Source organism: Ensifer sp. B1-9 (genome assembly GCF_050474445.1).
In the GTDB taxonomy this organism is placed as follows: domain Bacteria; phylum Pseudomonadota; class Alphaproteobacteria; order Rhizobiales; family Rhizobiaceae; genus Ensifer.
Genome location: NZ_JBCHVG010000004.1, coordinates 399958 through 413453, shown reverse-complemented (window position 1 = coordinate 413453; position 13496 = coordinate 399958). Strand labels below are relative to the sequence as shown.

14 protein-coding genes are annotated in these 13496 nt (G+C 61.4%); 8 read left to right on the top strand and 6 right to left on the bottom strand.

The window, feature by feature from the left end; translation table 11 throughout:
• Positions 1-14 precede the first annotated feature (14 nt).
• The 5 genes from ACQ5BM_RS09820 to ACQ5BM_RS09800 all read right to left on the bottom strand — a co-directional run bounded on the left by ACQ5BM_RS09820 (position 15) and on the right by ACQ5BM_RS09800 (position 5082).
• The gene (locus ACQ5BM_RS09820) at positions 15-1529 is read right to left on the bottom strand and encodes an ethanolamine ammonia-lyase reactivating factor EutA (RefSeq protein WP_429810474.1); all 1515 of its coding nucleotides are present in this window, start codon (positions 1527-1529) and stop codon (positions 15-17) included.
• Between the two features lie 3 nt (positions 1530-1532).
• On the bottom strand, positions 1533-2771 hold the full coding sequence (locus ACQ5BM_RS09815; protein ID WP_429810472.1) for a cupin domain-containing protein: 1239 nt from the start codon (positions 2769-2771) through the stop codon (positions 1533-1535).
• Positions 2772-2955: 184 nt separating this feature from the next.
• The gene (locus tag ACQ5BM_RS09810) at positions 2956-3705 is read right to left on the bottom strand and encodes an IclR family transcriptional regulator (protein ID WP_429810470.1); all 750 of its coding nucleotides are present in this window, start codon (positions 3703-3705) and stop codon (positions 2956-2958) included.
• A 208-nt stretch (positions 3706-3913) separates the two neighbouring features.
• Positions 3914-4687: a class II aldolase/adducin family protein gene (locus tag ACQ5BM_RS09805; protein ID WP_429810469.1), complete on the bottom strand. Its 774-nt coding sequence runs from the start codon at positions 4685-4687 to the stop codon at positions 3914-3916.
• 77 nt (positions 4688-4764) lie between these two features.
• The gene (locus ACQ5BM_RS09800) at positions 4765-5082 is read right to left on the bottom strand and encodes a non-heme iron oxygenase ferredoxin subunit (RefSeq protein WP_429810467.1); all 318 of its coding nucleotides are present in this window, start codon (positions 5080-5082) and stop codon (positions 4765-4767) included.
• 228 nt (positions 5083-5310) lie between these two features.
• Between ACQ5BM_RS09800 and ACQ5BM_RS09795 the strand changes: the two genes are divergently transcribed.
• The 7 genes from ACQ5BM_RS09795 (at position 5311) to ACQ5BM_RS09765 (ending at position 11653) form a co-directional block, all read left to right on the top strand.
• Positions 5311-6597, top strand: a complete 1287-nt coding sequence (locus ACQ5BM_RS09795) for a Rieske 2Fe-2S domain-containing protein (protein WP_429810465.1) — start codon at positions 5311-5313, stop codon at positions 6595-6597.
• A gap of 88 nt (positions 6598-6685) precedes the next feature.
• Positions 6686-7207 carry a hypothetical protein gene (locus ACQ5BM_RS09790; RefSeq protein WP_429810463.1) on the top strand — a complete coding sequence of 174 codons (522 nt, stop codon included), beginning with the start codon at positions 6686-6688 and terminating at the stop codon, positions 7205-7207.
• Between the two features lie 79 nt (positions 7208-7286).
• Entirely contained in the window at positions 7287-8117 is an 831-nt protein-coding gene (locus tag ACQ5BM_RS09785) for an IclR family transcriptional regulator (RefSeq protein WP_429810462.1), read from the top strand.
• Between the two features lie 2 nt (positions 8118-8119).
• Positions 8120-9124, top strand: a complete 1005-nt coding sequence (locus ACQ5BM_RS09780; RefSeq protein ID WP_429810460.1) for an FAD-binding oxidoreductase — start codon at positions 8120-8122, stop codon at positions 9122-9124.
• A 30-nt stretch (positions 9125-9154) separates the two neighbouring features.
• Positions 9155-10108 carry a LysR family transcriptional regulator gene (locus ACQ5BM_RS09775; protein WP_429810459.1) on the top strand — a complete coding sequence of 318 codons (954 nt, stop codon included), beginning with the start codon at positions 9155-9157 and terminating at the stop codon, positions 10106-10108.
• Between the two features lie 232 nt (positions 10109-10340).
• Positions 10341-11276: an ABC transporter substrate-binding protein gene (locus ACQ5BM_RS09770; RefSeq protein ID WP_429810458.1), complete on the top strand. Its 936-nt coding sequence runs from the start codon at positions 10341-10343 to the stop codon at positions 11274-11276.
• 176 nt (positions 11277-11452) lie between these two features.
• Positions 11453-11653 carry a hypothetical protein gene (locus ACQ5BM_RS09765; protein WP_429810456.1) on the top strand — a complete coding sequence of 67 codons (201 nt, stop codon included), beginning with the start codon at positions 11453-11455 and terminating at the stop codon, positions 11651-11653.
• Positions 11654-11796: 143 nt separating this feature from the next.
• On the opposite strand, the gene ACQ5BM_RS09760 is transcribed toward ACQ5BM_RS09765, so the two are convergent.
• On the bottom strand, positions 11797-12393 hold the full coding sequence (locus tag ACQ5BM_RS09760) for a HupE/UreJ family protein (protein WP_429810454.1): 597 nt from the start codon (positions 12391-12393) through the stop codon (positions 11797-11799).
• 167 nt (positions 12394-12560) lie between these two features.
• Here ACQ5BM_RS09760 and ACQ5BM_RS09755 point away from each other — a divergent pair, with 167 nt between their 5' ends.
• The gene (locus tag ACQ5BM_RS09755; protein ID WP_429810452.1) at positions 12561-13496 is read left to right on the top strand and encodes a LysR family transcriptional regulator; all 936 of its coding nucleotides are present in this window, start codon (positions 12561-12563) and stop codon (positions 13494-13496) included.

Below are 13496 nucleotides of genomic sequence, written 5' to 3'. Positions count from 1 at the left end.
GTGGCGGATGGACGTTATTGTTTCTCGAAAGCTTCATGGCCGAGACCGAGGCTCGGAAACACCAGCGACTTGATTACGACCGGCACGGCGCCGGAGGTTTCGAGCATGGCGCCGATATCGATGAAATCGAACTCGTCCAGCTTGATGCCGTCGATCGAGACGACCTTCGCAACTCCCGCGTCCTCCCGGCAATGCATGCCGACAAGACCCCCGATGTCGCCCTCTCCGACGAGGATGAGTGGATGCCCGTGGGCGAGGATCGGTGCAAAGCCTTCGATAATCCCCCGGCAGAAGTCGTCGAGCCGCCGGTAACTCGCCGATCCTTGCCATTCGTAGCAGATCGCGACCGGGCTTTCGCCGTCGATGAGATCGAGACGCGATAGCGCGTCGCGCACTGCTTCGGCGACGGCCCCCGCGTCGATATCCTCCTCGAAGGCGATCGGTGGTTTGATCACCGGCACGTTGCGGATCGGGAGCAACCCCAAGGGTTCGACATAGATCGTGCTTCCGCTGACTTGCACCGTATATTGGGAGGCACCGACGACGGTGGCGCGAATACCCTGCTGTGGCACTTCCAGCCGAGGAGGCCATCGCGCGAGCTTGGCGCGCAGCGCTTCGGCGAGCAACGGGCCGAGATCGCTGAAGCTTTGCTGCTGCTCGGCATAGAGGAATTCCGATACGCCTCCGGAGATTGTGACGACATCGGCAAGCGGCCCTGCCGGCAGAGGCGGAAGGCGGTGCAGGGCCGCAGTTTGCGGCGGCATCGTGCCGCCCTGCATGGCCTCGAACAGGCAATCGACCATGGTATCGGCGATCCTGCGTGCATCTGCTTGCGTGAGGACAGTCCCGAGCGCGATCGGAACTTGAGCGCGGCCCGCGAAATGGTGACCGGCTTCCTCGATGCGGGTGACGCGGCGGGCTTCGTCGAAGGCGATGACGCGGGCGCCAATATCGATGGCACTGATGTGGCGGATCGCGCCTCCCTCGCAGAGCGCCAGTTTGGAGGTGCCGCCACCGATATCGACGTTCAGGACGCGTATATTTTGCTGCGCTGATCGTGTGACGGCGCCGGAGCCGAAAGCAGCAAGCGTGGTTTCCAGTCCGTCGCCGGCGCTGACGACCACGAACTTTCCAGTCTGGGCCGAAAAGATGTCGCCGATGGCGCGGGCGTTTTTCCTGCGCACCGCGACGCCCGTCAGGATAAGCGCACCGGTGTCGATGGCTTCGGGTTTCAGGTTGGCCGCCGCATATTGTTGCGTGATGAAGGCGCCAAGCGCTTCGGCATCGATTTCGTCGTTGCCGCTATAGGGCGTCAACAGCACGTCCGACTGGTGCAGCAAGGTGCGTTCGACCACCATATAACGCGTATCGAGCCTCTCGAGCACGATGCGCGAGAAGGCGAGATGGGAGGTGGAGGAGCCGATATCGATGCCGACGCTTGTCAGCATGATTTCGTCTTCCAGCTCCATGCTGCGGCCGATATTCGAGAAGAATATCCGGCCGCCCTGTTCTTCCTCGTCGTCGGCCATGGGTCAGACGACGGTCGACATCTTGGAGGTGGTGTCCGCCGGCTTTTCGTACCATTCCGGCTTCATCCGCACTTCCACGCCGTTTTTCTTCAGGAGCGCCTCGTATTCCTGGCGGATATGCGGGTCTTCCATCCAGTAGGGGATCGCCGTACCGCCTTCATTGACGTTGATGGCGGTGTAGTCGGTATGCTTTTCGCCCGGCGCGCCCGGATCGCGGCCCGGATTATGGGGACCGAACCAGGCCAGCAGGCGGAAAGGTTCCTTTGAGACGCTGAAATGCTGATGGTACCAGCGGGCGCCGCCCGGTGCCGCAGTCACCATGCCGAACTGGCCGTAGTCGAGGCGCCGGACGCGATGGGCATGGCCGTCCCGCCAGGGGTTGACGCCGCATTCCTCCGGCCAGGTATAGGTGTAACCCGAGCCGCTGAGGCAGATCAGGATTGCCGCGGAGGTGTGGGCGTGGGCCTTGGAGTAGCGGCCGTTCTCGTGCTGTCCGATCCAGAAGTAGAACTGGTTGTTGGTCATAAAGGGCTCGACGCGGCGGTAGCCGGGTGAGCGGCGATTGTCGAGCGGCAGGTCGCAATTGACCGCGTCCGGCAGGAAGTTGGTGCGGCGCATGGCAAGGCCGCGCACCGGATCCGGCTCGATCTCCTCACGGTATTTGTAGAAGTCGTCGGCGCCGGAGAAACGGTCGCGGAAGACGAAGGGATTGTTGAAGACGGCTTCGACGTTGTTGATCTGATTGAGGACGTTCGGTGCCGTCGTGCCACCCATCAGCAGGGCTGGTTTGTTTGTGGCATTAACGATGCGGTGCCAGGCGTTCATCGGAATCGAGAACATGGAACCCTGCTGCCATTCGAAGACGTGTTTCTTGCCTTCTCCCTCCAGCCACACCTCGGTGGAGCCACGTCCTTCGACCACGATGTAGATTTCTTCGTAGATATGTTTTTCGGGATTGAGGGCGCCGCCGGCGGGGACTTCCACGACGTGGTGGCCCCATTTGGTTTCAGTGCCGTAGAGTTGGATATAGGAGCCGCGGCCGCCGGTGCGCTTCCAGGGTGCAAGCGGTAGGTCGCGCACGTTTGGAATGCCAAGGTCACGGAAGATCGGGATCCCCTCATCGACCATGAACTGGTCATAGGGGGTGGGCTGCTTCTTGAACTCCCCGAAGCCCGCCTTCTTGTTGCCGGCCGGCTCGTGCCAGTGCGTACCGGTGCCGCCGCCGAGTGGGTCCTGGTGCATCGCTCGTCTCCTCTCAAATTCGAAAGATCGGGAGAGACGCAATCGAAGCCACAGCTTCGTAACCGCAGGCGTGCGCCTGTGCTCTCTCCCAGCTGTCGAAGAGGCTAACAGACGCTCCAAAGCGCGGTAGTGCGATTTCGGAAAGGGCTTCTTTCTGGACCGGAAGCAACGCCGGAAGACGAGATCAGCTATAGGCGATCGTCTTCGAGATCACGTTGGCGCAGAATGTCACGCGTTCAGCGATGTCGCCGAGAGCTTTTGCGTGAAGCTGGCTGTCGGGAAGAGTGAGGCTGAGGCTGCCGATGATCTCCGAACGCGCATCGAAAACCGGGGCGGCAATGCCAGTCAATCCGGGGGTGACATCACCTGCCGTGCTGACCCAGCCTCGCTGCCGGTGCTCGCGCAGCAATGCCTTGGCATCCCTCAACGTTTCGCCGAATCCCGCTTGCTTGAACTGCTCCTTCGCCTCGCCATGGAATTTGCGCAGCTGGTGATCCGGCAGATAGGAAAGGATGGCGATGGATGCGGCACCGTGCAGGAGCGACCGTCGGCGACCGCGTTCGTAGCCGGAATGAATCGCATCCGTGCCACTTTCCTGATGGACACAAAGCACATCGAAACGGTAGCGGCGGCACAGAAGCGCAATACCGCGGAACTGGCTTGCCAGTCCCTCCATCACGGGGCGGGCGGCGCGGATCAAGATGTCCCCCGTGCGGATCTTGTAATCCAGTTCGACGATGCGCGGGCCCAGCATGTAACCGACGGAGGGTAGGGACGTCAGCAATCCCGCGTCAGTGAGCGTCTTGAGGTAACGATAAAGCGTCGAGCGGGTATAGCCGAGCCTGTCGTGCATCTCCTCCACGGTAACGCTTACCGCATTGTCCTCGCTGTCGAACAGGTCGAGGAGGCCGAGCATTTTTTCGTGGCTGTTCAAGCGAGATGCCTCCTCGGTGACGCTACGGCGGCACGTTGGGTGTCGGCATGACGATGCAGGAGTTTGTCGGGCAAACGCATTTCTCTCGGCTTGATCTGCAAGCGGCGAGAACCGCCGCCACGCCGGCCACCCGGGGGACGGATTGGCCGAAGCAGCTGCATTGTGTGTCAGGGGGACGTCGTCATCAAGCGGTTTCGAGAGGCGAGCCCTATGCCGCCGCCGTCCAGTCCTCAGGGAAGACGCCGTCGCGCACCGCTCCGAGCGTGTAGTAGCTCCAGAGCTTGCGAATATGATGGCCGCGGCGGAAGCCGTGGGAGAAGGATTCGATCTCCTCTTCGGTCAAAGGTTTGGCCTTTCCAAGCGCGCAGGCGCGATAGGCAGCTTCCGCATTCTCCACGAGATGGACGGAATCGATGAACACGCCTCTCACCGTCTCGGCCGTGACGATCTGCCCATGGGCGCGGATCTGCATCGCATGGTGCGGTCCAAGTGTGCTTACGATTGCCCGGCCGCGCTCCGCATCGTCCACATGAGCCGGATCCGGATGCACCGGAATGCCGCTTTTCCAGCGAATGGCGTGATTCTTGAAGGCAAGCAGCGGGACGTCTTCGACGAGGGTGAAAACATTCGTCACGTCGTGGTGGAAGTGTGCGATGGCGTTGATGTCGGTGCGCGCTCGGTAAATCTCACAATGAAGGAAAACTTCTGATGGCGGCTTCACGCCCGGTGTTCCGGCAATCAAGCGGCCGTCGAGATCGCAGACCAGCAGATCATCGGGGGCCACCTCTGCGCGGCTCTTGTTCTGCGGCTGGACGAGGAACGTCCGTCCGCCGGGCAGTCGTGCCGACACATGCCCGCTATATTCGAGGATCTTCATGCTGTTGAGCAGCCGCGTGCTCATGGATACGTCGAGCCGGAGCGCTTCTTCCGAAAGGACTTCCGATGCCTCCGGCACGTGTTCCGCATGTTTGTGCAGTGTCATTTCATTCCTCCGCGTTGAATGAATCCCACATTATACGAAAAGCTACATCCCTCAAGAGGGCCGTCCGGTCGCGGAAGCTAGATATCGATCAGCACCTGCTCGTTTTCCACGGTGACCCTGTAGGTCTTAACAGGCAGCATGCACGGTGGGGCGACGACTTCGCCGGTGCGCACGTCGAAGGAGCCGTTATGAAAATCGCACTCGATGGTGTGGCCCTCGAGGTAGCCTTCCGACAATGAACCGGGCCCGTGGGTGCACAGGTCGTCGGTCACATAGAACACGCCGTTGACGTTGAACACGGCGAGTACGAGGTCGCCCTCTTCGACGCGGATGGCGCTGTCCCAATCCACGTCGTTCGTCGAACACACTCTAATCCTGGTGCATGCCTCGGCCATTCCCGGTTCCTCCTTCGAGTTTTTCGGAGCGCTTGACGACGCCCCTATCAGCGAGTACGTTCCTTGATAAGAAACATCGTTCCACATAAAGGAACGAATTGAAGGATAGCCGATCATTCGAGAACGTCAACCCGTAAATCCGGCCCGCGGCCCGCGGCTCGCGCTCCGGGGAGGGTGGCAAGGCAAAGGGAGTGCTGCCGTTGGCAGCCTCGATCTGGAGGAAGAGAAATGCTGAGGAAGGACCAAAACGATCTATTGACGCAAACGGGTCCGGGCACGCCCATGGGGGACATGTTCCGCTGCTACTGGATCCCGGCGCTTCTTGCCGAGGAACTGCCGGACAACGATTGCGCCCCCGTGCGTGTCAAATTGCTCAGTGAGCGGCTTCTGGCATTTCGCGACAGCGAGGGCCGCTACGGGCTCATCGACGAATTCTGCGCCCATCGTGGCGTATCGCTCTGGTTCGGTCGCAATGAGCAAGGCGGTCTAAGGTGCCCCTACCACGGCTGGAAATACGACCATAACGGCCAGTGTACGGAGGTTCCCTCGGAGCCGAAGGAGAGCGGCTATTGCGGCAAGATCAAGCTGAAGTCCTACCCGCTGATCAAGATCGGCGACATCCTGTGGACCTACATGGGGCCGTCCGAGAAGCAGCCGCCGCATCCGGAATGGGAATTCTCTCTCGTTCCCTCCGAACAGACCTTCACCTCGAAGCGCTGGCAGGAATGCAATTGGCTGCAGGCCATGGAGGGCGGCATCGACTCGAGCCACGTTTCCTGGTTGCACAGCGGCAGCCTCAACAGCGATCCTCTCTTCAAGGGCGCGCGCGGCAACAAGTACAACATGTCGGACGCTCGTCCCTTCTTCGAGGTGACCGACAGCGAAGGCGGCCTCTATATCGGTGCGCGTCGCAATGCCGAGGAGGGGCATTACTATTGGCGGGTAACGCCCTGGGTCATGCCATCCTTCACCATGGTTCCGCCACGCGGTAACCATCCGGTCCACGGCCATTTCTGGATCCCGATCGATGACGAAAACTGCTGGGCCTGGAGCTTCGACTATCGTCCGGAACGTGCGCTGACCACGCAGGAGCGCCAGGCGATGATCGACGGCAAGGGCATTCATGTCGCCTACGTGCCGGGCACTTACCGTCCGCTCGCCAACAAAGACAACGATTATCTGATGGACCGTGAGGCTCAGCGCAAGGGAACCACCTATTCCGGCGTCGAAGGCATCGCGATGCAGGATGCGTCCCTGCAGGAGAGCATGGGGCCGATCGTCGACAGATCCAAGGAGAACCTGGTCTCGACCGACAATGGCATCATCATGGCCCGCCATCGTCTGATGAAGGCGGCGAGGGCGCTTCGGGACAAGGGCACCACGCCTCCCGGCGTCGATCCGGCCCATCACCGGGTACGCTCCGCGGCGATCGTCCTGCCGGTCGACAAGTCCTATGTCGACGTGGCCGAGGAGGCTCTTGTCGTTGTCGAGGGCAAGGCGCCCACGAGCGTTTGACGAAAGCGATGCCGGCCCGTCCTTCGACGGGGGGGGCCGGCAGCGGCCGCGCAAGGCAACTGGATCTCGAATTGGAGGAAATCATCTCATGCAGCTCGGAATGAGTGAAAGTGCCCGTTTCAGCACCGCGGAGGAGGCCCGTTTCCGCATCGCCTATCCGAATTCTCGGCCGCGCAAATCACGCATCATCGCGCTCGACGCGGCGAGCGCCGAGGCCCTGCGTGATCTTTCCGGTCGGACCTGGAACGACGCGCATTTCCTGCGTTATGTCGAGCCCAAGACCGTCAGCGACACGCTGCATATGCTGCCCGTCGATGCCGTGCTCGAGGACATGGACGGCAAGCGGGCCAATCTCGTCGATGAGATCTCGGATGCCGACGTGATCGTGATGGTCACGACCGCGGGTGTCGTCGCCGAGCCTGCCGAAGTCATCGGCAATGCTTGTTTCGTCCGCCACAAGCTGGCGACCGGTCTGGTGTTGAGTTCGCCGGACGTGCCCTGCGAGGTGCTCGCGCGCACGCTTGCGACGATGCGCCCCTATGCGGGCATGCTCGTGATCTCGAACGGAGGCGAATATGTGAGCGAAATGCTCAGCGCCCTGAGGGTTTGAGGCGGCTCCGGGTGCGGATGGGAAACCGGCGTAACTGTGTTATGGACGAGGCATGAGCCAAGCAATGGATGACCTCACCATGAATGCACCCAGAAAGCAGACCTCGCAGGAAAAAAAAGGCCCCGCCACGCGCAATCGCCTCTCGTCAGTTGCGACCGCCATTCACCTTCTCAAGGCCTTTTCCGAGAACGAGGTGGAGATCGGTGTCAGCGCACTGGCAAAAAAGCTGAAGGTTGCAAAGAGCACCGTCCACCGGCTCGCCCAGACGCTGGTGGCCGAAGGACTACTCGAACAGAACCCGCAAACGGAGCGCTACCGTCTCGGCGTCGGGCTCTTCGCGCTCGGTACCCTGGTGCGTCGGCGCATGGACCTGCCCAATGAGGCGCGCCCCTATCTCTTCGAATTGCGCAAGCTGACCGGAGAGACGATCATCCTCGGCATCCCCTCCGATGGCGAGGTCATGCACATCTACGATCTCGAGAGCCCGCAGGCGCTCGCGATGAAGTCGGATCTCGGCGCGCGCAAGCCCGCCTACTGCAGTGCCGTCGGCCGCGCGATCTATGCTTTCGCGCCGGAGGCGGTGGTGAACGAAATGCTGGCTGCCCCGCTCAAGCGGCGGACGCCGAAGTCGATCACCGATCCTGATCGTCTGAGGGCGATCTTTGCCGAGGTCCGAGATCGCGGCTTTGCATTCGAGGACGAGGAAAACGAACCGGGCATCCGCGGCATCGCGGCGCCGGTACGCGATTCCACCGGCGCCGTGATCGGCGCGGTGGGCATAGCAGGGCCCCTCCAGCGGCTGTCGATGGAGGCGCTCGAGGCCTTTTCACAGCCGCTGCTTGCGGCGGTTGCCACCATTTCATCCCGCCTTGGATACACGGCGGCCTACCAGCATGACCTAGGGAGTTGAAGATGCCGACGATTGCAGTCAAGGGAAGCGATATCCAGTGGCAATGCGCAGATGACGATACGATCATGCGATCGGCCTTAAGGGCCGGACTGGGTTTCCCCTATGAGTGCAACGTCGGCTCCTGCGGCAATTGCCGCTTCGACCTTCTGGAAGGCGAGATCGAGGAATTGCGCGTCGATGCGCCAGGCTTGAGCGAGCGCGACCGGGAGCGGGGACGCCGTCTCGGCTGCCAGGCCCGCCCGATCGGCGACTGTTTGGTCAAGCTGCGGTTCATACCGCAATATGTGAGCCGGGTTCCGCCGGTTCGCCAATCCGCCGCGCTCGCGGCGGTGCGCGACATTACCCACGATATTCGCGAGTTTCGCTTCAAGCTCGACCGGCCAGTCCGCTTTTTGGCCGGCCAGTATGCGTTGCTCGACCTGCCTGGCGTAACGGGCAGCCGCGCCTATTCCATGGCGAACACCGACAACGACGCTGGAGAATGGCATTTCCAGATTCGCCGCGTGCCGAACGGGGCGGCGACCGGCAAGCTTTTCGACGCGCTTTCCGTCGGCGACCGGATCGGTGTCGACGGCCCCTATGGCATGGCGTATTTGCGCGAGGAGGCCGAGCGCGACATCGTCTGCCTTGCCGGCGGTTCGGGGCTTTCGCCGATGATTTCGGTCGCTCGTGCCGCCGCCGCCTCGTCGCGTCTGGCAGGCCGCACTATTGATTTCGTCTATGGCGGGCGCACGCCACGGGATATCTGCGGCGAAGATATGCTTACGGAACTGCCGCGTTATGGCACCCATATCCGCTACCATCCGGTCGTTTCGGCCATCGAGGAGGACGGTTGGCAAGGTCACCGCGGCTTCGTGCATGAGGTGGCGGAACGACTGTTTTCCACACGGTTGCGCGATTGCGAGATCTATTTTGCCGGCCCGCCGCTGATGGGGCAGGCCGTTCAGAAGATGCTGGTTGACCTGGGTGTGCCATCGGCCCAGGTTCATTTTGATCAGTTCTACTGAGGACGGCACAACCAGATGCTGGGACATGCAATGAAGCTGCGTCAGCTCGCCTATTTCGTTAAAGTCGTTGAAGTCGGCAACATTACGCGCGCGGCAGAACAGCTCAACCTCGCGCAGACGGCACTTGGCATCCAGATCCGCAATCTGGAGGACAGCCTCCAGATCCAGCTTCTCGACCGGCATTCGCGCGGCGTCAGCGCGACACCGGCCGGCAAGCTGCTTTATGAGCGCGCCATCGAGATCCTGCAACGCATCGAGGAGACACGACGTGACCTGATCGCCTTGGGAGGCGAGAAGGTTCGCATCCGCTTCGGCGCGACGCCCAGCATCTTGAAGCTGATCGGTACCGAACTGCTGGTCGCGGCGAATGCCCAACTGCCCAACATCGCCTTGGAAGTGGTCGAGGAACTGAGCTTCGTGCTGACCGATGCGCTCGAGCGGGGCGAACTCGACTATGTGCTCGCCTACGACATTGAAGACAATCCCGGAATCCGCCGCATTGCGCTGCTCGAGGAGGACCTTTTGCATGTCTCCGCTCCGAACGGCAAGCAGCAGCAGGAGGGCGACATTTCCTTCCGCCAGGCCGTCGTGGGCGACCTTGCGCTCGTCTCCAACCGCGACATTATCTGGAAGCGAGTACAGGAGACGGCGTCCCGGCTCTCCCTCGACGTGAAGATCACCTACCAGGTGCAGTCCAACGAGGCGATCAAGGCTCTAGTGCTGCACGGAGTCGCCCAGAGCATCATGCCCTACGGGATCGTTGCCGAGGAGGTGAAGAAGGGCCAGATCGTCGCCCGCCGCATCGGGCGGCCGGCGGTGAAGCGCACGCTGTTCCTCGCGCATCCCAGTCATCGTAGCTTTGCTGACGAAAAGCCGTTCCTCACCTTCATTGACCGCATGGTAGACCGGCTGACGACGGAAGTCGGACCCTATGCGCATACAATCGACAGGCTCATTCCGCTCGAGCAAGCGAATTTTGTTTGAGCAAGCCTATAGGTTTTATCTTGGACATTCGCTCCCCCCCGTTCGATGATCGCGCCATGTGAAAACGGAAGGACGGACAGGAGGCCGCGAGGAAACCGTTTGCAAGCGACCCCGGAAGGGGAAGTTGCAGGGGATTGGCCTCTCCGTTCTCGGAAATACCAGGGAGACGATTCTGAGTTCGCTGCTACGTTTGTCGTTCGGTTGTTGGGATTACGACCGGATGCGCCCCCTTATGGACAAGACGATTGCCCCTGACGGCATAGACCTCGTCTTCCTGAACATGCCGGTCGAAGAAACCTTTTTTCGCATGCTGCGTCATCGGGAGTTCGACATCGCCGAGATGTCCCTTTCCTCCTACGTCATGTCGTGCTTCTCCGAGCGCCCGCCATTCGTGGCCATCCCGGTGTTTCCGTCACGCTTTTTCCGCCATTCCTCGATCTATGTGAATGCGGGCGCCGGCATCGAGGAACCGCGCGACCTCATCGGCAAGCGGGTCGGCACGCCGGAATATCAGATGACGGCACCGGTCTGGATCAGGGGCATTCTCTCGGACGAATACGGCGTGAAGGTCGATGACGTGACCTACTATGCCGGCGGCGAGGAACAGCCCAACAGGCCAGAGAAGCTGCCGCTCGACCTGCCAGGCCATATTCGCCTGAACAGACTGGGGCCGGGCCAAACCCTCGCGGCGATGATCAGGGATGGCGAGATCGATGCGCTTTACACCGCACGCAAGCCCTCGTCCTATGACGGTCCGTCGGGGCGGGTACGGCGGCTGTTTGAGAATTTCGTGGAGGTCGAGCGCGCCTATTTCCGAAGAACCGGTATCTTCCCGATCATGCACACGATCGTCATCCGGCGCGAGATCTATGAGGCGCACCGCTGGGTCGCTCAGTCGCTCTACAAAGCCTTTGTCGAAGCACAGCGGCGCGCCTACCGCGAACTGCAGGAAACAGCTGCCCTGAAGGTCATGCTGCCGTGGCTCAGCGCCCATGTGGAGGAGGCGAGGCGGATCATGGGCGATGACTACTGGAGCTACGGTTTCAACCAGAACCGGGAAACGCTCGATACATTCCTGCGCTATTCCCACGAGCAGGGCCTGTCGAAACGACGGTTGCGCGCTGAGGATATCTTCGCGCCGGAAACCATGGAAAGCTTCGTCATCTGACGCCAAAGGCACCGCGGACGCTGTGGCCGGCCTTACACGTTTCACTTGTGTTCGGGCCATAAACGGGGTCCGCCGAACTGCCATGCGGGTTCCGCATGGCAGATGTGTTCGCTTGGCTCTTCTTTCTGCTGCGATGCAGCATTATATGCCCTGCATATAGAACGGAGAGACGAGAGATGACGACGCTTGCGGTGCGCTTCGCAAACCCGAACTGGATCAATAGCATGTTCGGTGGCTTGAAGGACGGCATGAGCCTGTTCAGCGCGGCCCATGAGTGCGCCGCAGCCACCCGCGAGCGCCGCAGCCCTTCGGCGGATGCCCTCCACACGCTTGGCATCGACGAAGCTGCCTTCCGCCGGGCGATCAAGCGTCGCTGAGCGATTTGCGGGCTGGGCTGCGTCTTTGTTTTGTCCAAAGGCGTGATGATCCAGGAATACGAAAGGCCGCCGAGGGGCGGCCTTTTTCAGTTTTCAGTTCGGCGCAGGAAGACGTCCTGTCAGGACTTCTGCGTTCCGGATACTCAGATAAGCCCGGCAAGAAGGCCAGCGCCGGCAACGGCCATGGCGCCGCCGCCGAAACGCATGGCGGTTGCCGCGTTCGCACCAGCACGACCGGTCGCGAGGCCGACGGCGATGCCGACGGTGTGCAGCACTGCAGTCGCAGCCATGAAGCCAAGCGCATATTGCACGCCGGAGGCATCGAGGGGCATTTCCACGCCGTGCGCATGACCGTGGAAGATTGCAAAGACGCTGACGAGGCCCATGGCTGCCGCAGTCGAAGGGCTCCAGCGCAGCGCGACAGCGAGACCAAGCACGACGACGGATGCCGCAATTCCGGTTTCGACGAACGGGACGTGGACGCCGTTCATACCGAGGAGGCCGCCGGCCGCCATCATCACGACGAAACTGGTCGGAACGAGCCAGAGCGCGCGTCCGTTGAGAATCGAAGCGAACATGCCCACCGCAACCATGGCCAGAACGTGATCGAGGCCGCCGATCGGATGCATGAATCCGTGTGCAAGACCGCCCGCCGGACCAACTCCGGTATGGGCGTTGGCGACAGCTGGAAGAGACGCGGCGGCCAAGGCCAGCAGACCGCTCCTGATTGCTGCTTTCATTTCTCTGTTCCCTTGATGTTTCGGACAACTGTGCAGATACCGACCGCCCGTTACCAGCGCGGATTGCCTGAGGTGGCTCGCCTGCTGAGAATGAAAATCAACGATCCGAGCACGAAAGTAAATTTTAATCTCTTTACCTGCGCATTAAGTTTTTCTATCGTTGCTCTATGAAAAACATCACTTTTCGTCAGCTGAAGTCTGTTCTTGCGATCGAGAAGCAAGGGAAGGTCGTCGGTGCGGCGGAAGTGCTCGGACTGACTGCCCCGGCGGTAACACTGCAGCTCAAGCAGATCGAGGCCGAGGCTGGCCTCCCGCTTTTCGACCGGATGGCGCACGGCATGTCGCCGACCGAAGCCGGTCACGCGGTCCTCTCGGCTGCGCGCGATATCGAAGAGCGGCTGGCTCGGCTAGAGGAGGAGCTCGACGCCTTCAAGGGCGTAAAGCGCGGCCGCATTACAGTCGGCGCCGTATCGACGGTGAAGTATTTTGCCCAGCCGATGATGGCCGCCTTCGCAACCGTCTATCCGAACATCGACCTGGAGCTCTTCATTGAGCGGCGCGCCGAAACGGTCGAGCGCTTGCGCAACCGTACGATCGATGTCGCCCTGCTCGGTCGCCCACCGCGCGAGTTTTCCGTTCGTGCCGCCATCTTCGGCGAGCACTCGCTGGTCGCTGTCAGCTCGCGTCATCATCCGCTCGTTCACCGACAATCGATCTCCAAGGCGGAAATAGCCCGCGAGCACTTCTATCTGCGCAGTCCCGATTCCGGCACGCGTGTGTTCTTCGATCGGTTCATGAGCGATATCCCCGGGCGGGCGGATGGTCCGAACACCGAGATGGAATCGATCGAGGACATAAAGCAGGCGATCATGTCGGACAACGGCATCGCCTTTCTCGCCGCCCATAGCGTGGCGGCTGAGGTGCAGGCCGGCAAGCTTGCAATTCTCGATGTCGTGGGCTTGCCGATCCGTCGGCAGTGGTTTGCCGTCAGCCGCACGGATCGGGCCATGACGCCGCTGATGGCGGCGTTCGAGACTTTCCTCTCCAGTGAGGGAAGGAAATTCCTGCCGGACTTCGTCGGGCCGGATGACGCATCCGCCTGA

Excerpts from the sequence above, each read along its gene's own strand:
- ACQ5BM_RS09820 (WP_429810474.1), bottom strand. The coding sequence starts at position 1,529 with ATGGCCGACGACGAGGAAGAACAGGGCGGCCGGATATTCTTCTCGAAT.
- ACQ5BM_RS09785 (WP_429810462.1), top strand. The coding sequence starts at position 7,287 with ATGAATGCACCCAGAAAGCAGACCTCGCAGGAAAAAAAAGGCCCCGCC.
- ACQ5BM_RS09780 (WP_429810460.1), top strand. The coding sequence starts at position 8,120 with ATGCCGACGATTGCAGTCAAGGGAAGCGATATCCAGTGGCAATGCGCA.
- ACQ5BM_RS09795 (WP_429810465.1), top strand. The coding sequence starts at position 5,311 with ATGCTGAGGAAGGACCAAAACGATCTATTGACGCAAACGGGTCCGGGC.
- ACQ5BM_RS09775 (WP_429810459.1), top strand. The coding sequence starts at position 9,155 with ATGAAGCTGCGTCAGCTCGCCTATTTCGTTAAAGTCGTTGAAGTCGGC.
- ACQ5BM_RS09805 (WP_429810469.1), bottom strand. The coding sequence starts at position 4,687 with ATGACACTGCACAAACATGCGGAACACGTGCCGGAGGCATCGGAAGTC.
- ACQ5BM_RS09770 (WP_429810458.1), top strand. The coding sequence starts at position 10,341 with ATGGACAAGACGATTGCCCCTGACGGCATAGACCTCGTCTTCCTGAAC.
- ACQ5BM_RS09765 (WP_429810456.1), top strand. The coding sequence starts at position 11,453 with ATGACGACGCTTGCGGTGCGCTTCGCAAACCCGAACTGGATCAATAGC.
- ACQ5BM_RS09800 (WP_429810467.1), bottom strand. The coding sequence starts at position 5,082 with ATGGCCGAGGCATGCACCAGGATTAGAGTGTGTTCGACGAACGACGTG.
- ACQ5BM_RS09790 (WP_429810463.1), top strand. The coding sequence starts at position 6,686 with ATGCAGCTCGGAATGAGTGAAAGTGCCCGTTTCAGCACCGCGGAGGAG.
- ACQ5BM_RS09755 (WP_429810452.1), top strand. The coding sequence starts at position 12,561 with ATGAAAAACATCACTTTTCGTCAGCTGAAGTCTGTTCTTGCGATCGAG.
- ACQ5BM_RS09815 (WP_429810472.1), bottom strand. The coding sequence starts at position 2,771 with ATGCACCAGGACCCACTCGGCGGCGGCACCGGTACGCACTGGCACGAG.
- ACQ5BM_RS09760 (WP_429810454.1), bottom strand. The coding sequence starts at position 12,393 with ATGAAAGCAGCAATCAGGAGCGGTCTGCTGGCCTTGGCCGCCGCGTCT.